General features: G+C 43.1%; 26 protein-coding genes, 1 tRNA gene and 2 pseudogenes. 18 read left to right on the top strand and 11 right to left on the bottom strand.

The genetic code is table 11. The features are described from left to right. A partial coding sequence (locus EWV60_RS21295; RefSeq protein ID WP_287234541.1) for a hypothetical protein occupies nt 1-188 on the bottom strand: 188 nt, incomplete at its 3' end. A gap of 236 nt (nt 189-424) precedes the next feature. Here EWV60_RS21295 and EWV60_RS21290 point away from each other — a divergent pair. Further along, nucleotides 425-1297 (top strand): FkbM family methyltransferase, encoded by an 873-nt coding sequence (locus EWV60_RS21290; RefSeq protein WP_287234538.1) that lies wholly within the window; start codon nt 425-427, stop codon nt 1295-1297. Here the strand turns inward: EWV60_RS21290 and EWV60_RS21285 are convergent. Next, complete coding sequence (locus EWV60_RS21285) at nt 1283-1417, bottom strand: hypothetical protein (RefSeq protein WP_287234535.1); 135 nt, start codon at nt 1415-1417, stop codon at nt 1283-1285. The genes EWV60_RS21290 and EWV60_RS21285 overlap by 15 nt on opposite strands. Nucleotides 1418-1846: 429 nt before the next feature. Between EWV60_RS21285 and EWV60_RS21280 the strand changes: the two genes are divergently transcribed. The 5 genes from EWV60_RS21280 (at nt 1847) to EWV60_RS21260 (ending at nt 7172) form a co-directional block, all read left to right on the top strand. Continuing rightward, nucleotides 1847-2725 (top strand): Hpt domain-containing protein, encoded by an 879-nt coding sequence (locus tag EWV60_RS21280; protein WP_287234533.1) that lies wholly within the window; start codon nt 1847-1849, stop codon nt 2723-2725. A gap of 361 nt (nt 2726-3086) precedes the next feature. Continuing rightward, nucleotides 3087-5072, top strand: a complete 1986-nt coding sequence (locus EWV60_RS21275; protein ID WP_016514343.1) for a BamA/TamA family outer membrane protein — start codon at nt 3087-3089, stop codon at nt 5070-5072. 106 nt (nt 5073-5178) lie between these two features. Further along, nucleotides 5179-5991 (top strand): UDP-3-O-acyl-N-acetylglucosamine deacetylase, encoded by an 813-nt coding sequence (gene lpxC / locus EWV60_RS21270; protein WP_002738636.1) that lies wholly within the window; start codon nt 5179-5181, stop codon nt 5989-5991. 555 nt (nt 5992-6546) lie between these two features. Continuing rightward, a complete protein-coding gene (locus tag EWV60_RS21265; RefSeq protein WP_002738918.1) occupies nt 6547-6840 on the top strand; it encodes a nucleotidyltransferase family protein in 294 nt (97 codons plus the stop codon). After that, nucleotides 6837-7172: a HepT-like ribonuclease domain-containing protein gene (locus EWV60_RS21260; RefSeq protein WP_002756203.1), complete on the top strand. Its 336-nt coding sequence runs from the start codon at nt 6837-6839 to the stop codon at nt 7170-7172. Before EWV60_RS21265 ends, EWV60_RS21260 begins: the two co-directional genes overlap by 4 nt. 139 nt (nt 7173-7311) lie before the next feature. Here EWV60_RS21260 and EWV60_RS21255 read toward each other — a convergent pair. After that, nucleotides 7312-7962, bottom strand: a pseudogene (locus EWV60_RS21255) (Rpn family recombination-promoting nuclease/putative transposase); the annotation flags it as partial. Between the two features lie 192 nt (nt 7963-8154). Here EWV60_RS21255 and EWV60_RS21250 point away from each other — a divergent pair. From EWV60_RS21250 to EWV60_RS21240, 3 genes are all read left to right on the top strand, one after another. Next, complete coding sequence (locus tag EWV60_RS21250; RefSeq protein ID WP_287234545.1) at nt 8155-9153, top strand: PDDEXK family nuclease; 999 nt, start codon at nt 8155-8157, stop codon at nt 9151-9153. Nucleotides 9154-9513: 360 nt separating this feature from the next. After that, nucleotides 9514-9711 (top strand): hypothetical protein, encoded by a 198-nt coding sequence (locus EWV60_RS21245; RefSeq protein WP_002739031.1) that lies wholly within the window; start codon nt 9514-9516, stop codon nt 9709-9711. Continuing rightward, nucleotides 9708-10094 carry a type II toxin-antitoxin system death-on-curing family toxin gene (locus EWV60_RS21240; RefSeq protein WP_108936877.1) on the top strand — a complete coding sequence of 129 codons (387 nt, stop codon included), beginning with the start codon at nt 9708-9710 and terminating at the stop codon, nt 10092-10094. Before EWV60_RS21245 ends, EWV60_RS21240 begins: the two co-directional genes overlap by 4 nt. 204 nt (nt 10095-10298) lie before the next feature. On the opposite strand, the gene gatA is transcribed toward EWV60_RS21240, so the two are convergent. Beyond that, nucleotides 10299-11750, bottom strand: a complete 1452-nt coding sequence (gene gatA, locus EWV60_RS21235) for an Asp-tRNA(Asn)/Glu-tRNA(Gln) amidotransferase subunit GatA (RefSeq protein WP_004161859.1) — start codon at nt 11748-11750, stop codon at nt 10299-10301. A 135-nt stretch (nt 11751-11885) separates the two neighbouring features. On the opposite strand from gatA, the gene EWV60_RS21230 reads away from it, so the two are divergent. The 3 genes from EWV60_RS21230 to hetL all read left to right on the top strand — a co-directional run bounded on the left by EWV60_RS21230 (nt 11886) and on the right by hetL (nt 14383). Next, on the top strand, nt 11886-12896 hold the full coding sequence (locus tag EWV60_RS21230; RefSeq protein WP_287234522.1) for a DUF6398 domain-containing protein: 1011 nt from the start codon (nt 11886-11888) through the stop codon (nt 12894-12896). Between the two features lie 409 nt (nt 12897-13305). Next, nucleotides 13306-13668, top strand: a complete 363-nt coding sequence (locus EWV60_RS21225; protein ID WP_002738764.1) for an ArsR/SmtB family transcription factor — start codon at nt 13306-13308, stop codon at nt 13666-13668. Nucleotides 13669-13720: 52 nt separating this feature from the next. Beyond that, nucleotides 13721-14383, top strand: coding sequence for a heterocyst differentiation pentapeptide repeat protein HetL (gene hetL / locus EWV60_RS21220; RefSeq protein ID WP_193977207.1), 663 nt, complete (start codon nt 13721-13723; stop codon nt 14381-14383). Nucleotides 14384-14494: 111 nt separating this feature from the next. On the opposite strand, the gene EWV60_RS21215 is transcribed toward hetL, so the two are convergent. Genes EWV60_RS21215 through EWV60_RS21205 form a run of 3 tightly spaced genes read right to left on the bottom strand, consistent with a single transcriptional unit; the run spans nt 14495 to nt 16314 of the window. Beyond that, on the bottom strand, nt 14495-14632 hold the full coding sequence (locus tag EWV60_RS21215; protein WP_002739211.1) for a photosystem II reaction center protein K: 138 nt from the start codon (nt 14630-14632) through the stop codon (nt 14495-14497). A gap of 50 nt (nt 14633-14682) precedes the next feature. Beyond that, nucleotides 14683-15807, bottom strand: coding sequence for a tRNA guanosine(34) transglycosylase Tgt (gene tgt, locus EWV60_RS21210; RefSeq protein ID WP_002738723.1), 1125 nt, complete (start codon nt 15805-15807; stop codon nt 14683-14685). Between the two features lie 45 nt (nt 15808-15852). Continuing rightward, nucleotides 15853-16314: a hypothetical protein gene (locus EWV60_RS21205; protein ID WP_002738355.1), complete on the bottom strand. Its 462-nt coding sequence runs from the start codon at nt 16312-16314 to the stop codon at nt 15853-15855. Nucleotides 16315-16777: 463 nt separating this feature from the next. On the opposite strand from EWV60_RS21205, the pseudogene EWV60_RS21200 reads away from it, so the two are divergent. From EWV60_RS21200 to EWV60_RS21190, 3 genes and pseudogenes are all read left to right on the top strand, one after another. Beyond that, a pseudogene (locus EWV60_RS21200) lies at nt 16778-17538 on the top strand (RNA-guided endonuclease InsQ/TnpB family protein); the annotation flags it as partial. Between the two features lie 59 nt (nt 17539-17597). Next, complete coding sequence (locus EWV60_RS21195) at nt 17598-19031, top strand: TM0106 family RecB-like putative nuclease (protein ID WP_002739370.1); 1434 nt, start codon at nt 17598-17600, stop codon at nt 19029-19031. A 102-nt stretch (nt 19032-19133) separates the two neighbouring features. After that, entirely contained in the window at nt 19134-19376 is a 243-nt protein-coding gene (locus tag EWV60_RS21190; RefSeq protein WP_002738501.1) for a hypothetical protein, read from the top strand. Between the two features lie 10 nt (nt 19377-19386). Here EWV60_RS21190 and EWV60_RS21185 read toward each other — a convergent pair whose 3' ends face one another. Beyond that, the gene (locus tag EWV60_RS21185) at nt 19387-19767 is read right to left on the bottom strand and encodes a hypothetical protein (protein ID WP_002738992.1); all 381 of its coding nucleotides are present in this window, start codon (nt 19765-19767) and stop codon (nt 19387-19389) included. A gap of 240 nt (nt 19768-20007) precedes the next feature. Between EWV60_RS21185 and mtnB the strand changes: the two genes are divergently transcribed. Then, nucleotides 20008-20625 (top strand): methylthioribulose 1-phosphate dehydratase, encoded by a 618-nt coding sequence (gene mtnB, locus EWV60_RS21180; RefSeq protein ID WP_024970145.1) that lies wholly within the window; start codon nt 20008-20010, stop codon nt 20623-20625. Nucleotides 20626-20672: 47 nt separating this feature from the next. Here the strand turns inward: mtnB and EWV60_RS21175 are convergent. Continuing rightward, nucleotides 20673-20743: transfer RNA gene (locus tag EWV60_RS21175), tRNA-Cys, on the bottom strand. Nucleotides 20744-20877: 134 nt separating this feature from the next. On the opposite strand from EWV60_RS21175, the gene EWV60_RS21170 reads away from it, so the two are divergent. Beyond that, entirely contained in the window at nt 20878-21213 is a 336-nt protein-coding gene (locus EWV60_RS21170; protein WP_193977209.1) for a hypothetical protein, read from the top strand. Between the two features lie 576 nt (nt 21214-21789). Further along, nucleotides 21790-24435 (top strand): efflux RND transporter permease subunit, encoded by a 2646-nt coding sequence (locus tag EWV60_RS21165; RefSeq protein WP_287234514.1) that lies wholly within the window; start codon nt 21790-21792, stop codon nt 24433-24435. A 6-nt stretch (nt 24436-24441) separates the two neighbouring features. Here EWV60_RS21165 and EWV60_RS21160 read toward each other — a convergent pair whose 3' ends face one another. Next, nucleotides 24442-25866, bottom strand: a complete 1425-nt coding sequence (locus tag EWV60_RS21160) for an FAD-binding domain-containing protein (RefSeq protein WP_287234511.1) — start codon at nt 25864-25866, stop codon at nt 24442-24444. 290 nt (nt 25867-26156) lie between these two features. Further along, nucleotides 26157-26352: hypothetical protein (locus tag EWV60_RS21155; RefSeq protein WP_287234509.1), on the bottom strand; the 196-nt coding region annotated here is incomplete at its 5' end.

The following is a 26352-nucleotide window of genomic DNA, read 5'->3' as shown; positions in this document are numbered from 1 at the left end:
AATTGGTAACGACAACTCCTTCTAGGTGAAGTAGCTCGGTCATTAACTTTAATTGTGGATTTGATGGCATAAGTATAGCTTGTGTCTAAAATTGCTGGTCTTGGCTGTCTATATTTTAACCAATAAATTGCTGTATTGCAAGCATAGTTAGCTTTTAAAGATAAATTATTATTTTTATTGGTCAGCAATAAGTGTCTGTTTTTTCTTTGATTTTACACGACAAGTTCGGAAGAGCCATTAAAATCGGGAGTTCATAATTACCTAGTCACCGATAGTGATTAGACCCCACAGTGCGGTATTGGGTTTTATTGAGGGGGTGTCGGACCGATGGGGTAGGATAGTAGGACAGAGGAGGAGGCTCGACCGCAGAGAGCGGTATAATTAATATTTAGATGCCTTCATGCCTAACTTGAAGTGAGAGTATATGTTTAAAGAAACTACTTATTGGCATAAGTTCAATTATTTTCTTGGATTGGTTCGAGAGATTGGTGGCTGGAATTTCCTATACCGCTATGTAATACGAGCATTTTATAAGATAACCAAGCTCAACCAGAAAATGGTTCTATTTAATAATGTAGAAATGACTCTGCCCTATGATAGTCGATTCGGAACGGAAATTTTCCTCAAGGGAAGCAAGTTAGATTGGGGATCTGAAATTATCCTTCATCGGTTCTTAGATATTAATAAAGACTTTATTGATGTTGGGGCTAATATTGGTTATTACAGTTTACTGGCTGCTCCTTCATCCAATCAGGTTTATGCCTTTGAACCCGATCCGAGAATGGTTGAACACTTAAAGAGAAATCTTTCCCAGTTTCAAAATTGTCATATTCTAGAAGAAGCACTTTTTTCCGAGCCTGGCACTATGGATCTTAATTTGAACTCAATGCCTGAACTAAATTCGCTGGTTAGGCATAGTCCCCAAGAGAACAAGGTGACAGTCAAGGTAAATACTTTAGACAAATTGATGTCTGATTATCCGTTACTGAGTGTTTCCTGTATCAAAACGGATGCTGAAGGTGCAGATTTCGATATACTAATGGGTGGCAAAAATCTTCTCATTCGAGATCAGCCTTTGGTCTTGTCGGAAATTTATCCAACAAAGAAGCTCCTCGAATTTATTAAATCTATTGAATTTACCTGTTTTGCTTTCGTCAAATCTAAGGATGAGAATGGAGATAATTTCCAACCAAAATTCATGAAGATTGAAACAAAACCGACAAACTCTCATATTAAAATGATTTTCTTAGTTCCTCATAGGCTCTTGTCAAGGTTTGAAGAGCTAAAAGATGTCTAACACTTCGTTGCTGCGGACGGAACAGAGCTTATTTCTAGGATAGCGATCATCATAGCCATAGGGTGCGTTCCTTGATGTGGCTCCTACTGCCGGACCGATAGATTTTGGGGAACGCACCATGCTCATTAAACATCTCCAAAAATTATAACCTGATCACAGCCTGCTTTGGGTCTATATACTAACTAAATAGTTCGATAGCTCAAATGTATATCTATCGTTGCTAATTCAATTTCACTGAAAAAATATCAGGGCTCTTCTCGACTTTGTGTGATAATTTTTGCTTATGGAATCTTGAAATGCTTATCGGGCAAGACGTTTAGGGCTATTTTAACGTTCGGCGATGACTTCGGCGTGAGATCAGTAGTTCGACAAGCTCACTAACACGAACGCTCAGTCGAGCTGCGGAAGAGACTATCAGTATAGATCTCGTTTCCACACATAAACCAGAAGAGCCGCCAGTTTTCCTAGCCATTGCCTGATAAGTGATATATTTACTGAAAAACTGGGCAATCTAGAACTAAACAGCATCGTGATGAGGGGGATAAGACTTTGGACTCTGCTAACGCTCAGAAAATTCTCGGCTATTTCATCGAAGAAGCAAAAGAACACCTGGAAACTTTAGAACAGGGTATTTTAGACTTAGGCAATCTCGTCAACAACAATGAACAGATGAACGAGATGTTTCGTGCCGTCCATTCCGTCAAGGGGGGGGCGGCCATGTTAGGTTATGGTAGTATCCAAAAAACTGCTCACCGTCTTGAGGATGCTTTCAAAATACTAAAAGAAAATCCTATAGAAGTCGATCAAAAATTAGAGTCTTTGTTCCTCAAGGGTTATGATCTGCTTCAGGTATTAATCGATAAGCTGCGGGAGCCCTTAGGTTTGCAAAGCGAGGAAGCTAACGCCATCGTTAAAAACGGTGAAGCGACTTTTGCCGAATTACAGGCCCATCTTAACTATCTTCTCGGCCAGGGAAAATCTACCTCTGCTATTGCGGCAGCCCCTTCTATCTCCATTAGCGTCAGAGATATACTCAAACAGATGTTACAACTGTTTAAACAGCAAGAAACCAGCGCTTCCCGTCAGCAATTACAAAAATTAATTTCATCTCTGTCTCAATTGGCCTCAGAACAGCAACAATGGCAATATTTAGTTAAAAATGCTCAATCGGCTCTGGCTAACCCCAAACATTCCTACCGTACTCTCGCCCCAGTTATCATTAAAGAATTAAAACAAGCCAGTGATTTATTAGCATGGGGTTGCGGGGAAGAAATCACCGTCAGTCAAGAATTGCAATTATTAGCCACCGCCAAATTACCACAAATCCTGATTACCCTAGAACCCGAATTAGCAGCTAGTACCCTGCGGCAAATGTTCAATCGCCAACAGGTCTCGCAACTGGTACAGTTATTACAAAAAAGACGTTAACAGCTGCCCCAGCGTAATTAATTGTGCGCCAACCGAGGTGGCAATAATTCTCGATGGTGAATTGGGATAGAGCCAAACCAGAAAAAGCTAAGATATGGCAAGATAAAAACTTAATGCTGACGGCTGACAAATATCAGACCTGAGGCAGCATCTCTTGAATCACCGGTCAAGCTGGGATTTACTGAGAGTAAGCGATCTGCTAGAGTTTTAACGTTCGTTAAATTTCTCGGGCAGAGAAAACAAACAAAACCATAATGGTGTTACTGGGTGTGTGGAAGTGCTTAAAAATCTCAATTTTTCGAGGCGATACTCCTCGCTGGCCCTGCTGCTGGCTATTTTCGGATTATTTCACGGGACGGTCATGGCCGAAGAAGAACCCCCAGAGACGGTTTTTCCCCGCGTCGAGCAGCTAGTACAGTCTCCTCCTGCGACCGGAGAAACTACTCCACCCGTGGCACCACCGACGGAAACTCCGACGGAAAACCCAATCCCTACAGAAACTCCCACCGCAGCTCCACCGGCACCGGCGGAGGAGTCGCGGGTTTTGGTGGCTGAAGTGGTAGTACAAGGGGCTAATCGAGAATTAGAAAATCTAGTTTATAACACCATTCGCACCCGACCCGGACGAAGCGCGACTCGATCGCAATTACAAGAAGATATTAACGCCGTTTTTGCCACGGGCTTTTTTGCGGATGTGCGGGCAGTTCCCCAAGATACGCCCCTAGGAGTGCGAGTTACCTTTGAGGTGCAACCTAACCCCGTTTTTCAGGGTGTACAGATTCAAATTGCCCCAGAAACCGTGGACAAATCGATTTTACCTGCCGGGGTGGTCGAGGAAATTTTCGCTAGTCAATACGGCAAAACCCTGAATTTACGGGAACTACAGGCGGGGGTAAAAAAAATCAATGACTGGTACAGCAAAAACGGCTATGATCTAGCCCAGGTGATCGGTGCGCCGCAAGTCAATCCCGATGGTCGGGTGATTCTGGTCATTTCCGAAGGTTTAATCGAAAAAATTCAAGTACGTTATTTTAACGTCGAACAGGAACCAGTCAAGGCTAAAACCAGAGAATTTATCATTACTAGGGAAATGCGCCTAAAAGCGGGGGATATTTTCAACCGCAATACGGCCCAACAGGATTTACAGCGTGTTTTCGGTCTCGGTTTATTCGAGGATGTGCGTCTGTCTTTTTCCCCCGGCAGCGACCCAAGGGAGGTGATTGTTAACGTCGATGTGGTGGAAGGTAATACGGGTTCCCTAGCCGCTGGGGGTGGTATTAGCTCGAATGCAGGCTTATTCGGCACTGTCAGCTATCAGCAGCGCAATTTTGGCGGTAATAACCAAACTTTAGGGGCAGAAGTTCAGTTAGGGGAACGGGAATTTTTATTCGATCTGAGTTTTTCCGATCCTTGGATTGCCACGGATAATTTCCGTACTTCCTACACAGTGAACGTTTTCCGGCGACAGTCGATTTCTCTAGTTTATGATGGGGAAGATTCCTCAATTCGGACGCTGAACGATAATGATAGTCCCCGTATCGTCCGCACGGGTGGCGGTATTACTTTTGTCCGTCCTTTGGCCCCTGATGTGTTTACGAAACCAAAATGGGTGGTTTCCCTAGGCTTTAACTATCAACAGGTACAGGTGCAAAATGCCAATGGTGACATCTCCCCCCTGTCTGCACCTCTCAATGGTTTTGGCAGTCAAAAACTGGCGTTTAGTTCCTCTGGGACCGATGATCTACTTTCCCTCAATATTGGCGCTATTCAAGATTTTCGCGACAATCCCCTGCAACCCACCAGTGGTTCTTTCCTGCGTCTAGGTTTAGAACAAACTGTCCCGGTTGGTTCTGGCAGTATTTTCGGAACTCGTGTTCGGGGTAGTTACAGTTACTTTATCCCCGTTCGGTTTATTAATCCCTTTAATCTCTTTGAAACCGATATTTTTAAAGGTCAGCAATCCCTAGCTTTTAATGTGCAAGCAGGGACAGTATTAGGCGACTTACCCCCCTACGATGCTTTTATTGTTGGGGGTAGTAACTCTGTACGGGGTTACGCCGAGGGAGAAGTGGGTAGCGGTCGCAGTTATTTCCAAGCGACGGCCGAATATCGTTTTCCCATTGTCGCAATTATCGGGGGGGCGTTATTTGTCGATTTCGGCACTACTATTGGTTCCCAAGGTGATGTCCCCGGTCAACCCGGTATTGTCCGGGATTTACCCGGTACTGGTCTCGGTTACGGTTTAGGTGTTCGGGTACAATCTCCTGTCGGCCAAATTCGGGTTGACTACGGTTTTAATGTCGATGGTAGTTCTCGTATCCATTTCGGTATCGGGGAACGATTCTAATCAGTTATCAGTTATCAGTTATCAGTTATCAGTTATCAGTTACCAGTTATCGATGAATTTAGTTATTTTTGCTGTTCACTGATAAAAGCTTTATTACTTGATAATTATGGTTTCTACTATCTCTAAACAATTTGAATTATCGGGAATTGGACTGCATTCGGGGGAGATAACACGGGTGCGCGTCTGTGGGGCAAATCCAGGAGAAGGACGTTATTTTGTCCGCAGAGATCTAGCCAATCAACCGATTATTCCCGCTCTAGTTTCTTCGGTTTACCAAACGACTTTATCAACAGAATTGGGACGAGGAGAAGCAAAGGTTAGAACTGTTGAGCATTTATTAGCGGCCTTAACCGCTTTGGGGGTAGAGGATGCTCGCATTGAGGTGGATGGTGCGGAAATTCCCCTCCTCGATGGTTCGGCTAAAATCTGGGTGGAAGCGATCAAAAATGCTGGTTTAAATAACTCTTTTTCTCCATCAGATTTAACCATTTCTCAACCGATTTGGTTGTACGAAGGGGATGCTTTTGTGGCGGCGATTCCTTCCCCTGAATTACGTTTTACCTACGGCATCGATTTTACTTATAAACCGATCGGTAATCAATGGTATAGTTGGAGTCCTAATCAAGAAAGTTTTCAAAATGCGATCGCAGATGCTCGGACTTTCGGTTTTGCCGATCAAATTGAATATCTGCAAAAGGCTGGTTTAATTAAAGGAGGCAGTTTAGAAAATGCTTTGATCTGCGATCAAAATCAATGGTTAAATCCTCCTTTACGCTTTGATAATGAGCCAGCAAGACATAAATTATTGGACTTAATTGGTGATTTGAGTTTACTGGGAACCATTCCCACCGCTCATTACATGGCTTTTAAAGCCAGTCATAAACTTCACGTTCAACTAGCTAAAGCAATTCAGGGTTAATTAGGGTTTGCGGCAAAAAGTTTTTCGTGGAGGTAGGGTGGAGGGATTCCCCTTCCCTTAATTCCTCGAGATAAAAACGTAAAATCCTGCCTGAGTTGATTAACTCCCCATAACGAGCAGTATTAACATTTAGTTTAAATGCTCCTCGTGGGCATTTGCCACGATTAGCATGGAGAGACTGGTATCTTGAAGAATACGAATGTCTGTTTTAGGGTATGGTCTTCTTTTTTTATTGTATAGTTTAATCGCCCTCTTGTCGGTTTGGTTAAAGGCAAGAAACCCAACACTATCGGAAGCAAGATTAAATAGGGTATGATGGACGTTGGATAGAAGGGTTTAATGAAAGTGCAAGGGTTTTAAGTCCCTCAGATCGATTCCTCAACCTTTGTTTCTTGCACTTTTTTTGAAAAAAAAGCACATAACCCTTTTCTAGTAAAGCTTTTACCAATATTCAGCAAGCCCTAAATAAAGAGTGAGAAACAAACTAAATCCCTACCCCAAGAATCGGTACAAGGAAGCTTTTTTCGACAAAATTTATCGCAAACTAAGTAGATCATGAAAATTGACGAATTACTCAAGAACAAACGAGAAAAAATCCTTGCTATTGCTGCTAAACACGGCGCAAATAACGTGCGAATCTTTGGTTCTGTTGCACGGGGAGAAGCTGACGAAAAAAGCGATATTGATTTATTAATTGATTATTGTAGCGAACGTCGGAGTCCCTGGTTTCCCTTGCCGTTAATTCGAGAACTGGAAGACTTGTTAGGCTGCAAAGTTGATATTGTTACCGAACAGGGACTTAAAGATAGAATCAGAGAGCGCGTACTTAAAGAAGCAATACCACTATGAGGGATGATACCGAACGCTTGCGGGATATTTTAGAAGCAATTGAGCGTGTAGAAAAGTATGCTCGACAGGGAAAAACCGTGTTTGAACAACAAGAATTAATTCAAACTTGGATTGTCTATCATTTACAAATTATTGGTGAAGCAGCTAGAGCAACTTCTCAAGAATTTAAAGCAAGATATCCCGCAGTTCCTTGGCGAGATGCCAGCGATCTAAGAAACTTAACTATTCATGAATATTTTCGTATTAATCTAGAGATTATTTGGGATATTGTTGAAAATGATATTCCTCCTCTAAAAGGACAAATCGAAGCTATTTTACAGGAATTTATTTGACTAAACCCAACCCAATTACTTAAGTGTTGGGTTTCACTATCGTTCAACCCAACCTACTTTATTCTTCGATTTACTTGATGGCTACCGGCAAAAGATAGCCACCAGCAATTATATTAATTTATCAAAGTTTGAACTTTTCCTATTCCCCTTGAGTCGCTTGTCTAACCTGTTCGATCTCTAATTCTAAAGCTTGTGCTATCTGTTCAAAGTTTAATCCTAAGGCCAATAAGCGAGGAATAGAGGCTAATTTTGCCGCTAATTCGCCTTCTTGTCGGCCTTCCTCTCTACCTTCCTCTCTACCTTCCTCTCTACCTTCCTCTCTACCTTCCTCTCTACCTTCCTCTAAAGCTTCCTGATACACTTTAGTTTGTTTTAAATCACTTAAACTAAACATCGCTTCTATCTCCTTTCTACTGACTTGGGGTAACTTATAAACCAAGATTGTCTCTATCAATTCTAAAAGTTCTTGCTGTTGTTTGAACTTAGGGAATTCTTGTCTAATCCGTGGAATTAATTGTTTTCCCTGCTCGATCGCTCTGGCGGTTGGTGCTATAATTAATTGTAACACCGATATTCCCAGGGATTCCCCTTCTCTTAATTCCTCGAGATAAAAACGTAAAATCCTGCCTGAGTTGATTAACTCCCCATAACGAGCCGTCTCTACGCTTTCCACTGAACGCCGAGGATAAATAACTACTCCCTGCCAGTTGTTGCTTAAGTCTGTTTGGTGGAGATAGAGGAAGATTTCACTGAAGAAACGGGAATAAAACCTAAATTGTACTTCTAGGAAATTGTCTTCTTTGGCAATTTTTAAAACCTAGAACTAGGCTAACTTGTGGATAGGTGCATTCATTAGTATTCATATCTTGATTCAGCAACGCCATTTTTGATTACCACCGCTGACCATGGCCGTTAGCTGTCTTACTTGGGTTCAGTTTTAACTGTATAATGTATAAATCATTGTCTAAAGCTAGTGGAACTCATGCCTCTCTATACTTTCAAAGATAAACAAATTACTGAAGTCCAGAACACACAGTTTGGCATAGAGAAAATTCAAGAGCGTTCTGACCTCCAAGCTGCTCTAAGAGATAAAATCACAGTCATCTCTCCAGATACGTTGGTCATTTCTGAAGAGTTTTCAGAATGGACTGAAGGAGCTAGAAGAATTGATCTGCTCGGCATTGATAAACAAGCGAACTTAGTAGTCATTGAACTTAAAAGAGATGACACTGGTGCCCACATGGAACTTCAAGCACTTCGCTATGCCGCGATGGTTTCTACATTGACCTTCAAAAGAGCTGTTGAAATTTACCAGCAATATCTTGAAAAACGTTGTATTGGTAAAAATGCTGAGGAAGAAATCCTCAACTTTTTGGGCTGGAGTAATGCCCTAGAAGAGCAATTTCCAAAGGATGTCAGAATTGTTTTGGCATCGGCTAACTTTTCTAGAGAGCTAACCACAACGGTAATGTGGCTAAACGATCGAGATTTGGATATCCGTTGTGTTCGGCTACAACCCTATAAGCTTGGGGAAGAGCTTCTGCTTGACATTGAACAAATTATCCCATTGCCAGAAGCAGAAGAGTACCAAGTGAAGGTGAGAGAGCAAGCATCGGCTCAGAGAACGGCTGCCAGTTTTAGTAAAGATAAGACGCAATATCAGTTCCTTGGAAATATTTACAATAAGCGCCAGCTCGTACTAGCTATCGTTACTCATCACCTCCAAACAAATCCGGACACAACTTTCGACCAATTACGCCAGATATTCCCTGATGAAATTCATCCTAGCTTTGGTGTTGTTGCCCTACTAGAAAAAGCGACGGAAAAGGGAGGGGCTAAACGCTACTTCTTAAACGAGGAGCAGTTACTCCAAACCGGAGATGGTCAGACAATTGCCGTTTGTAATCAGTGGGGGATTCATAACATCAACCCAATCCTTGAAATTGCCAAGAGACAGGGATATCAAGTAGAAGAACTCTAAAAAATGGGTCACATCTACCAGCAGATAATCCGGTCAAGTTGGCAGTTGCGTTATTGCCAGACAGCTAACCTTAGAGTGAGATGACAAAGTGAAAGCTTTTTTGGCAAATTGTCCCCAATTAAAATATAGCGTTTCCTAAGCTAGTGAGGTACACCTATTTTTCTTCCCTTTTGCCTCTTGCCTTTTGCCTAAAACCCATAACTTTTGTACCTCAGCAGACTGAAAAACGCTATATCAACTTTAGAGCATTGCTGGGCCACAGAGAAGACTTGAGGGGTGCGTTAATTAACTGTAACAGGTTCCATATTTAGGTTGACGGAGGTTATAATGTTAAATATTTAGACTATTGAGAGGTTTTTGATGGCTTCCATTACTGTTAATATCTCAGATGAGCAGTTTCGACGATTACAACAGTTAGCTCAGAACAGCCAAGTTTCCCCTGAAGACTTACTCAGTGCCAGCATAGAAGATTGGTTGGTTGGTCCTAAAAACGAATTTACTCAAGCATCAAGCTATGTACTCAAGAAAAACGCTGAACTTTATCGTCGTTTAGCATGATACGCTATCTAACATTAGTGGAAGTCCTCGATTTACATCATCAAATTATTCAACAGTCCCAAGGAGCTATGGGTATTCGTGACCTAGGTTCTTTAGAGTCTGCTATTGCTCAACCACGCATGACATTTGGTGGGCAGGATCTTTATCCGACAATTGTTGATAAAGCTTCAGCTTTGGGGTTTTCAATTGTGATGAATCACCCATTTCTTGATGGCAACAAGCGCACTGGTCATGGGGCAATGGAAACATTTCTGGTGTTGAATGGACTAGAGATTAATGCTTTTGTAGATGAGCAAGAACGAGTCATTTTAGCTTTAGCCTCTGGGGAATTAGAACGTGATATCTTTACCAATTGGTTACGGCAAAACGTTGGAGCAAGCTAACACCGTGTTGGATTCGACCTTACCAAAGTGATTTATAAAAGCCAAAGTTTGGCTGTAGCAGCTCATCTCAATCGTTAGAGTGGGATGATGAGGTAAACGCTTTTTTGGCAAATTGTCCCCAATTAAGAGAAGGCTTGAGGGATTTTCGGTGTTGCTGATTTTTACTTGATGGCTACCGGCAAAAGATAGCCACCGGCAATTGTATCAATTTGTAAAAGATGGTTGACGTTTGTGCCAATCGGTGGCCTGTTCGTAGGCGTGGGCGACGTGAAATAATTGATCTTCGCGCAGCACATTACCCACTAATTGTAAACCAATTGGCAAACCTTGCCCATCAAAACCGCAGGGAAGACTTAACCCGGGTAAACCGGCTAAATTGACGGGAATTGTCATTAAATCCGATAAATACATACTCAGAGGGTCCGCCGTTTTTTCCCCGGCTTTAAAAGCTGTGGTCGGTGAAGTGGGAGAAACTAACACATCTACCGATTGAAAAGCTCGATCGAAATCCTCTTTGATCAAAGTCCTGACTTTTTGTGCTTTCAGGTAATAAGCATCATAATAACCCGCCGAGAGGGTATAGGTTCCCAACATAATCCGGCGCTTGACTTCCGCACCAAAACCCTTGGCGCGAGTCTTGGTGTACATATCAATCAAACTATCGGCATCTTCCCGAATACCGTATTTAACCCCATCGTAACGGGCTAAATTCGCCGATGCCTCCGAGGGAGCGATAATGTAGTAGGTGGGCAATCCGTAACGAAAACGGGGACAGGAAATCTCTTTAATCGTAGCACCGAGGGCCTTTAACTGCGCTAAAGCTTGATTAACTGCCTCGGCAACCACCTGATCCAACCCTTCCCCGAAAGTTTCCTTAATTACGCCAATTTTTAGCCCTTTTAAACTGGTTTTCAGGAATTGGCTATAGTCGGGAATCGGCACATTGAGACTGGTAGAATCTTGGGGATCGTAACCTGCGATCGCTTGTAATAAAATCGCCGCATCTTCTACGGTACGACCAAAGGGACCGATCTGATCGAGAGAAGAAGCGTAAGCCACCAAACCAAAGCGAGAAACCAAGCCATAGGTCGGTTTTAGCCCGACAACGCCACAAAATGAAGCTGGTTGACGAATTGAGCCACCGGTATCCGATCCTAGGGCCACCACGCATTCTTGAGCGGCCACAGCCGCAGCTGAACCCCCGGAAGATCCCCCCGGCACCCGGGATAAGTCCCAAGGATTAGCAGTAACGTGATAACCAGAGTTTTCCGTGGAACTACCCATGGCAAACTCGTCTAAATTGGTTTTACCGACGATAACTGCCCCTAAATCCCGTAATTTTTGGGTAACGGTGGACTCGTAGGGGGGGACAAAATTCTCTAAAATCCGAGAAGCGCAGGTGGTGGGAATACCCTTGGTGCAGAGATTATCTTTTAATGCGATGGGAATACCTGCTAACAGATGCAGAGATTCACCTCTGGCGATTTTCTCGTCCACTTTTTGGGCTTGTGCGAGGGCTAAATCCGGGGTTAAATGGAGAAAGCTTTTTACTTGTGGTTCGATCGCTTGAATACGAGCGAGAAATTCTGTGGCGATTTCGACGGCTGTTTTTTCTTTATTAACGAGTTGTTGATGCAGTTGACGAATCGAAGTCATGTTCAGTTACCGGTTACAACCACCGTCAGGAGCAAGCAACAACCCCGGACAGCAAAGACTATTTTAGCGTCAGTTTGGCTGTCGGTCAGCTAATCCCCTAAAATTAAAGGAAAGCCTCGCAGGAAAACTAGAGTTATGACTTTTAATATCCGACAATTAGATAATTTAGACTACGATGAAGCCGAACCCTTACTAGAAGATTATATTACTGGAGCGATCGAAGAATATATCAATTCGCCCGAGGGAGAAGCCTATTATCAAGAAAAACAAGAAGGTTGTGGTTGGATTGCTACCTTTGTCGAGTTGGGCTATCTCTATGAAGGTTATACCCTTGCTACCATGACTAAGGCAGATGTGCAGATCTTAATGGAGAAGATTTTACCACGCAAAATTACTATCCTCGATCCGACGGAAACCGAAGATGCTATCCCTGAATTAATTAGTTTTTGGCAATTTTTGGGACGAGAATATAAATTAACTCAGGCTAAGGCTATTATTAAATATTTAGAGCAATTAGGAGATCGCTTTGGTCAACTGATGAACGATCCCAACAGTGGCGGTTTTATGAAAAATCTCCTGTTACAAGCGCATCAGCAGGGTTTTGATATCACCAGTCAGGAGAGTTTAACAGCTTTTCAAGAAAAATATAATGCTGAACAACGCGCCAAACAGCAAGCGGCAGCAACATCGAAAAAAACGCCCCCAGCTGTTCCTAAATCGGAAAATGTTCCCAAGGCAATGCAGGCCAAATATCAAGAAATTACCGCTATTACCGATAAATTTGCCGCTAAATATCTTAATGAAGAATACGCCCAACTTATTCGCCAATTAACCGCAACTTTAGCTCGTAAGCGTCCCTCTCCCCTAGAAAAAGGTAAAGCCAATTCCTGGGCTGCCGGCATTACTCACGCCCTAGGAATGGTCAATTTTCTCTTCGATCCTACTCAAAATCCCCACATTTCGGCCACAGAACTTTATAAAGCTTTTGGGGTTGCTCAAAGTACAGGACAAGCTAAATCAAAACAAGTGAGAGATTTACTGAAGATGTCCTATCTTGACTCAGAATGGGCTTTACCAAGCAATTTAGAGAACCATCCTAGCACTACAGTCCGGCAGTTAATCAGTACCATGCTCGGTGATAGTTAGGGTTTGCGATAAAAAGTCTGTTGGTGGAGTCAGGAGGCAAGGGGCAGCAGTAGATTTCTGAATGACCCAATCTCGATCGAGCTTGCAGACTAGACTCTAGTTACACTTTGCTGAATAAAGCTAAAAACCTTGTTGGGTAACACTTTTAGACCTTTTGTCAATCAAAAAGCGCTGGATATGGGAGTGATCGGGGGGAAATTTAGGCACTTTTTCCCTGAAAATTTAGGTAATTGGCCACCTCAAAACTGGTAAAAACCCACACCCCACACCCCACACCCTACCCCTAGGAAAAACTTTTTGCCGCAAACCCTAGTTACCTTTCCAGTTAAACTATAGTAGTCAATAGTTATAAAGTTTTAAACGATAACCTATTGTCAGCCTTTTTAACTGGTCACTTTATTACCCACCTATGTTAGACAGTTTCTCCCCCCAAACCTCTAGCGTCGTCCTCGCTTCCGTGGCGGACTATTTCAAAGTCCTGTCGGAAGTCAGTCGCCTACAGATTCTCAGTTGCTTGCAATTAGGCGCGATGAATGGTAAAGAAATCGCTGAAGCTACCGGACTAGGTCAAGCCAATCTCTCCAAACACCTGAAAGCTTTAACCCAAGCGGGAATTATCTCGCGGCAACCCCAAGGAGTCAGCGTTTACTATCAAATTACCGACCCCGTGATCTATGATCTCTGTCAGGTGGTTTGCGATCGCATTAGTCAGCAAATGCGTCAACGGGCCCGAGAATTCGAGAGTCTGCCGGCTTTCCATCTCCCTAAATAAAAATCGCTAAACCCTTGACATTTTACCTCAATTATGATAGGGAAAAATTTCCATGCTCGTAGAAAAACTTTGTCAACGCTATCGGGAGGGAGAAAGAGATTTTCAGGGGATTAATTTGCGGGAAGGCGACTTAACTAATATTTCCCTTCCAGGAGTCAATTTTTGCCGTGCAGATCTGCGACAGGCCCGGTTAGGAAAAATACGCCTTGCGCGATCGCTGCTGAGGGAAGCGGATTTAAGTGAGGCGATTCTCTGGGGAGCAGATTTAAGTCAAGTGGACTTTTATCGAGCTTGTTTACGCGATGCGGACTTAAGCGGGGCTAATCTCATCGAAGCCAATTTAGAAGCCGCTTATTTAACCAAAGCCGTCTTAAACGGTGTTAATCTCAACAGTGCTAATCTCCAGCAGGCCCTATTAATCGATACGGATTTTCGCTCCACTTCCGACCAACGCACAGACTTGGGCAAAACTAACTTTTGCGGAGCCGATCTCAACTATGCTAATCTGAGCGGATCCCTGTTGTATCGAGCCAATTTCGCTGATTGCCGACTTTGCCGGGTTAATTTTCGTGCTAGTCCCGAAAGAGACGGATTTATCACCGATCTCACCGGGGCCAGTTTCCGGGGTGCGGACCTCAGTTATGCGGATTTGCGCGGGGCAATTTTAGAAGATGTGGACTTAACTGGTGCTGATTTAACCGGGACTTTGTTTTAATCTGGGAAGCTTTTTCAGTAAACAGTAATCAGTAAAAAGATGTCATTTCACTGAAAACTCAAATCTGATCACTGATAACTGCTCACTGATAACTGATAATTGAAAGTCGATTTATTTAAAACCGACGGATGCTTGCCAAACAAAGGCCAGCAAGAGGAAAAATAGGGGAATCAGGGGCAACACATCGACTAGGGGGTCGAAAATTTGGTATGCTTCCGGCAATTTGGCGAACAAAAGTGCAGTTTCCATCTCTCTATCTACCTTGACAAGAAAATTTTCAAACGTTTCCTGAAATTTTATCACGTTGGGGTAACATCTACGGCATCCTCAAGCCAAGGGGCAAAATCTTGGGCAAAAGTCCCCCCTAGTATAGATTGACGAATTTCACGGGTAAATCTGATTAATTCGGCGATATTGTGCAGAGATAAGAGAATATAACCCAACATTTCCCCCGATTTAATTAAATGATTCAGATAAGCACGGCTAAAGTGTTGACAGGTGTAACAGGGACAAGTCTCGTCTAAAGGGGCGAAATCCTCCTTAAAACGGGCATTTTTGAGGTTCCAACGCTCTCCCCGCACCAAAGCTGTGCCATGGCGACCAAAACGGGTGGGAATAACGCAATCAAACAGATCTATGCCACTAGCGATCGCCTTGGCCATTTCTCGATAGGTTCCCACTCCCATCAGGTAACGGGGTTTATTTTCGGGGAGTAAAGGGGCAGTTATCTGGACAATGCGATGAATTAGGCTCGTTTCTTCCCCCACACTCACGCCACCGATGGCATAACCGGGTAAATCGAGTTTTACTAAAGATTGCGCCGCCGCTGCCCGTAAATCCTCATAGATTCCCCCTTGGACTATGGCGAATAAAGCCTGTTCTTGAGGTCGTTGATGGGCCGTCAGACAGCGCTCTAACCAGCGATAGGTGCGTTCTATAGATGCTTTCATGGTCTCATGACTGACTCCCGTGGGGGGACATTCATCGAAGGCCATAATCACATCAGCACCGAGGGCATTTTGAATCTGAATCGATTTTTCTGGCGTGATTTCGATTATTCTACCGTCCCGGGGCGATCGAAAGGTGACTCCCGACTCTTTAATTTGCCGGAGTTGACTGAGGCTAAATACCTGAAATCCACCCGAATCTGTTAATATTGGCTGATTCCACGCCATAAAGTCGTGTAAACCTCCCGCTTTCTCGATGATACTTTCTCCGGGCTGCAGATGCAGGTGATAGGTATTAGCGAGAATCATTTGCGCTCCCGTGCTGGCGATTTGAGCGGGGGTCAAACCTTTCACTGTGGCCAAAGTTCCCACAGGCATAAAACGGGGTGTTTCTACCGGTCCGTGGGGAGTATGCCAAACCCCAACCCGCGCACCAGTTTGGGGACACTGGGCGATTAATTCAAAGGAAAATCCCACTGTTTCAGTTATCAGTTATCAGTTATCAGTATTTTTGCTCGCTGCCTAAAAGGGGCAATCGTTGTCGTCTTCGTCTTCAAACTGCACATCCCACTTAGCAGAAAGTACCTGAGTAACCATAGCTTCGAGGGTATCGGCATTGAGACGGGCTTTCATATCGGGATCTTGCAGTGGATTACTCAGGGGAATTAGCCGTAATTGCCGATTGTCTTGAACCAGATCAAAATAGGTTTCACCGTCGGGAGAGCGGGTTAGACGCAGATAATCGAAGCTATAGGTATTCAGATAAAGACTGTAGTTAGCAACTAGGGTGCTTTGCTGATAATCGGCGAAAACTTCCACTATCCATCCCTCTCCTTCACTCTGAATCACCCCTTCGAGACTATGGATGTAGCGAACTCGTCCGATATCATCGAGGAGACGACGCATATCTTCTTTAGCGATGACCACGCCAGAGTCAATAATACAGGGGGCGGGCAGGGGCTGTGAGGGCGGATGATAGTTCATAGGGATTGCCAGTAAAAAAATTTCCGTTAATAACCCACCGGAGGGGTTTCCACCGATTCCTGTTGCAATTTTTTTCGGGTTACGTCTCGATCTTAACCCAATCCGCTAGAACTTTTCACTGTTACTTAAGATTAAGACCGAAGAGGGATGATTAATTTCTGCTTACTAAATATTTACCTAAAATGTCGGCTTGAAGGAACCCTCGGTTTTACCCTATCCCTTATGGATAACTTTCTTAACAATTTTGTCAGTAAGCACTCCAACCCTTATCCTGACTTGATTTCAGTTTTTTCTTTGTCAGTAAGGGTGTCAACAAGGAATATTACAGATTGTTAACCGAATCTTGAAAGCGCTGTGGTACAAAGGGTTGAAATGTTAAGAAAGATGTGACTAATGGACAGGGTTTTACCGAGGGATGAAAGGCCAACCAGTATAGAACAGCACTTCGACACATTTCGACTGCCAGCTAATGCTAAAACTCGATATTAGAGATATAACCCCACAATTAGAGCCTACTAAAAAATGTGTAGGTTTAGACGTGGGACTAAAAGATCTTGATGCTGACAGCAACGGGAATACAGTAGAGCCTCCTAAGTATTATCGAAAATCAGAAAAACGCCTTAATAAACTGAATAGAAGAAAGTCGAAAAAGTTTAACAGAAGACAAAAGCAGTCAATAACTACAAAAAAGCTAGACAAAAGTACGCCAAGGGACATTTTAAAGTAAGTAGGCAGCGAGAAGAGTTTGCTAAAAAATTGGCACTCCGTTTAATTCAGTCAAACAACTTGATAGCTCAGGTCGATTTAAAAGTCAAAAACCTTGTGCGTAATCAAAAACTAGCCAAGAGTATTAATGACGCAGGTTGGTCGCCATTAAGAAAATGGCTTGAGTATTTTGGTATTAAATATCGCCGATTAACTATTGCAGTTAATCTAGCCTATACAAGTCAAGAATGCCTTAACTGTGGTCGCTTAGTCAAAAAGTCTCTATCAGTCAGAACTCATGTTTGTTTGTGTGGGTATATGGAAGATAGGGACAAGATGGTGCCATTAAATATACTCAAAAAAGCTACGATAGGGCATATTGGAAACTGGCACCTCGACTTGCGCTCAGTTTGGGGAGATTTAAGCTCTATCTTGGTTGGTAGTAATACGGCTCGAGTGAGCCTTACCGAACTCCTACCAAGACAACTTAAGTCAATCAACCAAGAATCCCTCGCATGATTGCGATGGGAGTGTCAACTCACTGGTCCAGGAAAGCTTAACTTTTCTCCTTGTATATAATGCTACTGACCGATGATCTACTTCTAGACTACCAACGTTGTCAACGCCGTGGGTTTTTAAATCTCTACGGCAATAGCCAAGAAAAAGACCCTGAGCGAGATTTTTTGCTTAAATTGCGTCAGGAGAGTCAAAGTCACGTTAAAAAAGTCCTGCAAGACTCCTATCCGGATTATTGTTCCTTGACTACTCCCAGCACGGATATTTTAGCCGCCGCTAGGGAAACGGAAGCTTTGATGGGTCAGGGGGTACCCTGTATTTATCACGGAGTCCTTTTACAATCCGGCTATCCCGTCTCTTTAACCGGTTCCCCCCATTTATTAATTAAACAGACAGGAGAGTCGAAATTTGGCGATTGGATTTATTATCCCCTCAATATTCAACTCGGTCGCCGTCCTAAGCCTGAATATAAGATGCTGGCTACTTTTTACGCCTATTTATTAGCCAGTATGCAGGGAGTTTTTCCCAATTACGCCGAAATTGTCCTACGTCGTCATAATCGCTATCGGGTGGAATTGAATCTCTGGTTAACTAAACTAGAGGAAATAATCAAAAAGTTCGGCGAAATGGTGATTAATCGGCAAGAACCAGAAGTTTTCATCTCGCGTCAGCGTTGCAGTTTATGTCATTGGTATAGTCACTGTTATGGTATCGCCCAAGCGAGTCAACATCTTTCTTTAGTCCCGGGGGTAACTCCCAGTCGTTACCAATTTTTACAGTCTTTGGGGGTTTCCACCATGGAATCCCTGGCACTTACCTGTCCTACTCGTACGCGGGAGGGGATGGGGTTAGAGGTGGCTAATCAGTTACAATTACAGGCCCAAGCAATTATTGAAAATCGGGCCTTTCGCAAAAGCAACGGCAAAACTGCCTATTTGTCCCCCCTACCGAGGGCCGAGATTGAATTTTATTTTGATATCGAAGCGGAACCAGAACAGAATTTAGATTATCTTTTGGGGGTTTTACGCGTTGATTATCGGGTTAATACCCAGCAATTTTATCCCTTTTTGGCAGAAAAGCCAGAAGATGAAGGCAGGATTTGGCAGGAATTTTTAACCTTAGTCATGCAGGATTATCAAGCACCAATTTTTCACTTTTCTGAGTACGAAGTGGAAACAATTAAACGATTAGGTTATCTTTATAAAACCCCTTCTTCTTTGATTAATCAGTTAGTTTCTCGCTGTTTTGATCTGCACTATCATGTAGTTAACTCGGTAACTTTTCCCGTGGAAAGTTATTCTTTAAAATCCCTGGCTAACTGGATTGGCTTTCAATGGCGCGATCGAGGAGTAAGCGGGGATCAATGCGTTTGGTGGTATGACCAGTGGTTAAAAACAGGAGATCGGACTTTATTGGCGGCTATTTTACGTTACAATGAGGATGATTGTCGCGCCACCTTTAGGCTAAAAGACTGGCTTGTAAACTTTTTAATTTGATTCTAAAGATTTATGACAAATAGGGAAGAATGTAACCGCTGCTACCCGTAGCCGTCAAGGGAAAATGATAGGCTATGGATGTGAAAACAGTCCCCTCACCCAATGGTGATCCCCATGTTCTCCCCACTTTTTCCCCTTCTACTCCTACTGCTTTCCTTCCTTAGTCTTCTCTGGTATCAAAAGACCGATAATGATATTTTTAAAGCTCTTGCCGTTAGTAGTTTGATTTTTGCAATTATTTGGGGCTTAGTTCTCGTTCATTGGTCAATTCACCTGCTGGGACTGCTGTTATTGTTAAAATTCAGAACCCCCGCTTTCAGTTTGGTGCGCGTGCCTAGATGGTGATGGTTTGACCCTAATCTTCTAACTGTTGGCTAGGTACTTCGATCGCCTGTACATCGATCGTACCGGGAGGGGTGAGAATAATAAACTTACCCCCTGCCACTTTTAATGGTTCACCACAGTTAGGACATTGGCATTCCGTGCGATTAAAACCCGTAAATTCGTAGCTACAGACGGGACAGCTATCTTCAACTAAATTGCGTCGCAACCACCAGCGAAAAATTCCCCAAGCAATCACAGGGGAAAATATCAGGAATGCCACGAGAATTAAAAAACTATTGACTAACCAACCCAGTCCGATCGAGCCTAACAACAATCCGACTAAAATCAAAGATAAGAAACAACCCAAACCAGAATCATTGACAGAATAGCTGCGGAAAAAGTTGTTATTCACGGCTCAACCCTCGATTCATCAAAGCTGCAATTATCTTTAACCTAACACACTCCCAACACATTGCCACGGTTAAATTTTCTTTTTGACTCACCGGTTCCTCACTCTATTCTGCCTTGGCTTTAGTTTTGAGCGAGATTATCCGGAATAAACTACCTCAACCCGCTATGCTGAGGAGTGGGTCGTCTGCTGGCTTCAACTTGTTATAATAGTTACTCCCTATCCACCATATCTCTAAAAACCATGAGTGATCCTCGTTTATCTCTAGTGGCAGCTGCCCGAAGATTTTATCAACTGGGTTGGATGCTTGGCACGGCAGGTAATTTGTCCGCTAAAGTTGATGATCATAGTTTTTGGATTACTGCCAGTGGCAAAAGTAAAGGTAAACTCACAGAAGAGGATTTTGTGCGCGTGGATCTGACGGGAAAAGTCAGGGAATTAGCTCATCTGGATAATCGTCCTTCGGCAGAAACTAGCATTCATCAGGTGATTTATTGTCTCTTTCCCGAAGCACAAGCTTGTTATCATGTTCACTCGGTGGAAGCGAATTTAGTTTCCCGTTTTGCTCGTGAGGACAAGTTATCTTTACCTCCCTTAGAAATGTTGAAAGGTTTAGGTATTTGGGTAGAAAATCCTCAAGTATTTATGCCGGTTTTTGCTAACTATCTCGATGTGCCGAAAATTGCCGCAGAAATAGAAAGTAGATTATCAACTTTCCCCCCAGAAATTCCCGCTTTACTGATTTCTTACCATGGCGTGACAGTTTGGGGTGAGTCTCTAGAAACTACTGAGAATTATTTAGAGATAGTCGAGTATATTTTTCGCTATCTAGTGGCAGCCTATCAAGTGAAACCTTGCTAAACCTTCATTTAGACAAGGTAATAAAAGAAAGATGCCGATATTTTCTAAGGCGCCACCCAGATTCGAACTGGGGGTAAAGGTTTTGCAGACCTCTGCCTTACCACTTGGCGATGGCGCCGATCAAGCAGTATTTATCCTAGCATAACAGATGACAGTTTGCCAAGAGTGGAACCCAAGAGTCAAGCGATCGATCTATAATTTATGGAGCGGTTCTCTAATCTAGTGGGGGATTTTAGGCTTAAAAAAGCGATTATGATCGGAAATCAAAGATATTTACTAACTTTTATCGGTTTATTAGCTTTATCCTTGCCAGTACAGGCTAATAATGCCGTTTACCTTAGCCAAAGTTCTAATACTGCCGCTACTTTCGACAGTTATCGTCAAGAATGTTTACAAAGAGCGCGTGCGGAGGGGTTAGCTGCTGATGTGGCAAAAGATCTATGCGACTGCACGATTAAAAAATTCCAAGCTCGTTACAATCTACAGCAATTCCGCGCCCTCGTGCAGAAGTCGAAAACCGATAAGGCTGCCGCTAGGACTTTATCCAGTGTGGGAGAAGCTTGTTTTGATGAGATTTTGTATGAATAGCAGTTATCAGTGATCAGTGATCAGTAAACAGTTATCAGTTATTAGCTTTTTCTCTCCCTTCTTCCCTTCTCCCTTCTCCCCAACTCATAATTCATAATTCCCTTCTCCGCTGTCATACTTTGTGCTTTTTGTCAAAAAAACTTTTTTTTTGCAATAAAACTACATAAAAAAAAGATCATCGTTGTGGGTGAAAATGACTGATTTACCCGTCTTAATTAGGATCACTTTCTAGGTGTGGCAAGGGTTTCAACCATTACTGCCCAAAAAAGCACAAAGTAACCCACTATGAAATTCTATCAAATCGCTGTAACCATGATAAAGTCGTTGTTAAATAAAAATCTTTCTCAATTAATTCTTAAGAATTTATAAATATTGCGAAATGTTAATTTAAATATTCTCAAGTTTTTGCAGTCAATAAATAATTTTTGCTTATATTTGTCGGAAAATAGAACTCCTGCAAAAATCCAACATCTACCATGGGGTTAGGAGTCAGTTATCAGTTATCAGTTATCAGTTCACTGAGAAAACTCCCCACACCCCACACCCCACACCCTACTTCCCAGTTATTAAACGAAGATGAAAGAATCATGGCGAGAACGTCTGAATATCTCTCGAATAGCGATTAATGCCCCGAGGTTAACCATTGCCTTCTGGTTAGCGGTGGCCATGGCGGGAATTTTGGCTTTTAGTTCCTTAAAATACGCTCTTTTCCCAGATATCAGCTTTCCAGTCGTCATAATTAACGCTCAAGCAGATTTAGCTACTGCCATCACCACGGAACAGCAATTAACTAAACCCCTAGAAAATCCCCTTTTCTCTCTCCCCGGTCGTCGTGATATTTCTTCGACTACTGCCCCCGGACAGTCAGTAATCAGCGTTTTCTTTAAAATTGGCACAAATTTAGACAAGGCCACCGCAGCAGTTAAACAGGCTATCTCGCAAGTCCCTTTACCCCCTCAAGCTACCACAGAAGTTATCCCCGTTGATTTAAATGAGTCGGCAACAGTCACCTATGCGCTGGTGAGTGAGCAGAAAAATCTAGAAGAATTAAGCCAAATCGCCCAAGATAATTTAATTCCGCCCTTAAAAGCTCTCCCAGGTACGGCTAAAGTTAATTTACTCGGTCAAGGTACAGTTAGGGAAGATAATCCCCATAAAAGTTTAACCCGACCATTACCCACGCTGGTGCGCTTTAATGGACAAGAAGCGATCGCAGTGCAGGTAATCAAAAAAGGTGCCGCTAATAGTCTCGATCTCGTTGCTCAAGCAGAAAAACGGGTTAAAGACATAGCACAAAAACTGCCCGATGTCAAGATAATTTTAGCTGAAACCCAAGCGGAATATATTCGCGCTGCCCTACAAGGCACGATCGATGATTTACTTTTGGCAGTTTTGCTGTCGGTGCTGGTGATCTTGATATTTTTAGGCAGTTTCGCCGCTACAATCATTTCTGCTCTGGTTATCCCCCTATCTCTTTTGGGGACTTTCATTATCATGTCCATCTATGGGTTTAATCTGGAAACCCTGACGCTGCTGGCTCTCGCTTTGGTGATTGGCATTGTCGTGGATGATGCGATCGTGGATGTGGAGAATATTTCCCGTTTAATCGACGCGGGGGAAACCCCGAAAAATGCGGCACTCAAGGGGACAAGGGAGATCGGATTAGCTGTGACTGCTTCCACTTTAACCATTGTTGCGGTGTTTATACCCGTGGCTTTTATGGGGGGTGCGGTGGGACAGTTTTTTCAACCTTTCGGTTTAACTGTCTCGGCTGCGGTGATTTTTTCCCTGTTGGTCGCCCGAACTTTATCGCCAGTTTTGGCAGTATATTGGCTGAAACCGCAGTCACGGGCAAAAATGACGAAACAAAACCGACCGATTGAAAACGCCTATCGACGGCTCTTAAACTGGTCACTGCGTCATCGTTTGCTGGTCATTGCTATTGCCCTAATTACCTTTTTTGCGGGTATTGCCTTGATTCCTTTTATTTCTAGGGGATTTATTCCCCGACTCGATCGCGGCGAGTTTAATCTGGTTTATACGTCTCCTTTGCCGAAAATAACGCAAATTAGTCCTAATAAACCGACGGCTAAGAGTTCTAGCGATAGTTTCGCTTGGATTTCTCAGTTAGCGAGTTCTCCCGAAAGTTTTCTTTTGCGTCGCACTATCCGCGATGGCAGCAAATTAGAAGCGCCGATTTTGCAGGATGGGGAAGTGGAATCGACTTTTATGATCGCCGGTTTACGCGGTGAGCCGAATCGGGGCAAAATTCACGTTACACTGAAGAGCGATCGTAAATCTCACACCAGTGCCGTGCAGCAACGGATTCGGCAAATTTTACCGCCAATTAGAGGGGTGAATGTCAGTATCGAGGACATTCCTTTTGTGCAAACGGAAGCGGAAAAGCCGATCCAAATTGCGATTAAAAGCGATAATTTGCAGCTATTGCGCGATAGTGCCGAGAAATTGCGGGTTGAGGCTGCTAAAATCGCCGGTTTGAAGGATATTTCCCTATCATCTAGATTAAATGAGCGGGGGGATTTTTTGGCGATCGAGCGTTTAAATGGTCAACAGGCGATTTTTCTCAGTGCTAATCTCAGTCCAGATTTAGGTTTAGAAGATGCGGCGATTAAAATTGAAGGGATTCCTTTACCGGAAGGGATAACTTTACAGCGCTGGGGTACTTCTTCTCAAAGTAGCGATGTTTTGGGCAGTTTTGGTCGCACTTTAATCCTAGCGACAATTTTAATGTTAGGAGTTTTATGGTTATTATTCAGAAGACTGCTAGAAACTATCGTCATCGCTTTATGTTTACCTTTAGCGATTGTGGGGGCAATGTTGGGGTTATTGGTAACGGGTAGTGAGTTTAGTATGATTTCTCTGATCGGGTTTATTTTCCTCTTGGGATTACTGGATAAAAACGCTGTGTTATTGCTGGATTATACTAACCAATTGCGTCAACAGGGTTGGAGTCGGGAGGAAGCGGTTTTAGAAACGGGAATGATTAGGTTAAGACCGATTTTAATGACCACTTGTTCGACAATTTTAGGCATGATTCCGATCGCTTTGGGATTGGGTACTGGTGCGGAATTGCGGCAACCCATGGCGATGGTGATTGTGGGAGGTTTAGTCACTTCTTCCCTGTTGAGTTTAATTGTTGTGCCTGTGTTATATCTAAGTTTAGAGGATGTTTGGAACCAGATTAAAGCCGGTCAAAAGTAGCTAGTTTTACGGTTTTGGCTTCTGATTGCTATAGAGTCGTTTGAACTCTTTTTGTTGTTGATTATGATCGACAATTGGCTCAGGATAACCACAACGATGTCTTTCTAAACGGGGGATTTTCCCGGTTACTAAATATTCCGTATCTACGGAAGCTAATTCCGGCAACCATTGACGAATATATTCCCCTTCTGGATCGAATTTTTGTGTCTGACTAGCGGGATTAAAAATTCTTAAAGGTTTCGGATCCATGCCACTAGAGGCACTCCACTGCCAACCACCATTATTAGCGGCTAAATCGCCATCAAAAAGTTTCTGCATGAAGTATTTTTCGCCTTTTTGCCAGTTAATAATTAAATCTTTGGTTAAAAAACTCGCCACAATCATGCGACAACGATTGTGCATCCATCCCGTTTCATTTAATTGTCGCATCGCCGCATCAACGATCGGATAGCCGGTTTTTCCCTGGCACCAAGCTTGAAAATGTTCTTCGTTATCCTGCCAAGGAAAATGACGAAATTCTTTTCTATAAGCACCGACCGCCAATTCTGGGAAAAAATAGAGACAATGCTGGTAAAATTCCCGCCAAGCTAACTCTTGCTGCCAAGTGATAATACTATTTTTTGCTTCCTCGGCCCGGCAATTTTCTAATAACTCTAGGGTTGCCGTCCAAATTGTGCGGATGCCAATCGTCCCAAATTTTAAAGCAGCACTCAAGCGCGAGGTGCCATCGAAAGCGGGGAAGTTACGATCTTCTTGATAATTGTTAATAACCCCTTGACAAAATTCTTCTAATCTGCTATTGGCGGCTTTTTCTCCGGGGGTGAGAGGTAAGGGGTTTTGCCAAGTAAAACCTAAATTTTCTAGGGTTGGTAAATTAATAGTTTCTGTGAGTTTCTCCCCCTCATTTTCGTCTAATCCTTGCAGGTTTTCTAGGGTTTTGGGGCGGGCTTTGGCTAATTGGCTCCAATTTTTCCAAAAAGGAGTATATACGGTGTAGGGGCTTTTTGAGAGGGTGAGGACTTGTCCTGGAGCCTGGAGAAGTTGATCCCAGAAGGTTTCTACTTCAATTCCTTTTGTTTGTAAAGCGGCAATTACCTGTTGATCCCGTTGACGCGCGTAGGGTTCAATATCGAGGTTAAAAAAAACTGCTTTTGCCGATAAATTGCCGGCTAAGTTGACGAGTGTTTGACTGGGGTTGCCGCGAATAATCACTAATTGACTACCTTTTTGGCGATAATTTTTTTCTAATTCCTCTAGACAACCGAGCAGATAGGCAACTCTAGCAGGGGCGATATCATCCCCTTCTAAAATAGCAGGATCGAGGCAGAAAACCCCGATGATTTTCGGACTACGCTCCCTAGCTTTACTCAGTCCAATATTATCCGAGAGACGTAAATCGCGACGATGCCAGAAAAGGATTAGGTTTGACATAAAGTAAGGTGATGAGAAGATTATCAGGGGCGAGATTATTAGGGTACAGTTAAGAACAAATTCAAGTCAAAAATACTCTTTCTGTCATTATAGGACAGTGGATCAAGAATAATTGTCTAATTGGGTGCATCTCATTTTTGTAAATCTACTGAGTTGGGATTTTTAAAGGGAAACTATCTTCTAAAGTTGGTCATTACTTCCGATTTTATCATTCAATGCAAGCCTTTGGGGGGTAGAACCCCCCAAACTCACCGTCGGGGGTAGGGCTGTTTCATTCTCCCATCAGAATATCAAAAGTAAAAGCGATCACAGTCTTTGTAAAATGAGGGTAATGATTCGGTAGTAGTGCCGTAGCCCTCTTGCTTATCTGGTATGAATTGTGTAAAATATTTATTAATAAAAATAATTGGAACCCGATCAGTCTTTAAACCTCTAGCTTGATCATGACTTTTCTGATAAATATCTTTTTCTGGCTCCTGTCTGGCT

The sequence above is a fragment of the Microcystis sp. Msp_OC_L_20101000_S702 genome, from assembly GCF_007095705.1.
In the GTDB taxonomy this organism is placed as follows: domain Bacteria; phylum Cyanobacteriota; class Cyanobacteriia; order Cyanobacteriales; family Microcystaceae; genus Microcystis; species Microcystis ichthyoblabe_A.
The sequence above is the reverse complement of the archived record's forward strand: the minus strand, read 5'-3'. Positions and strand labels throughout refer to the sequence as shown.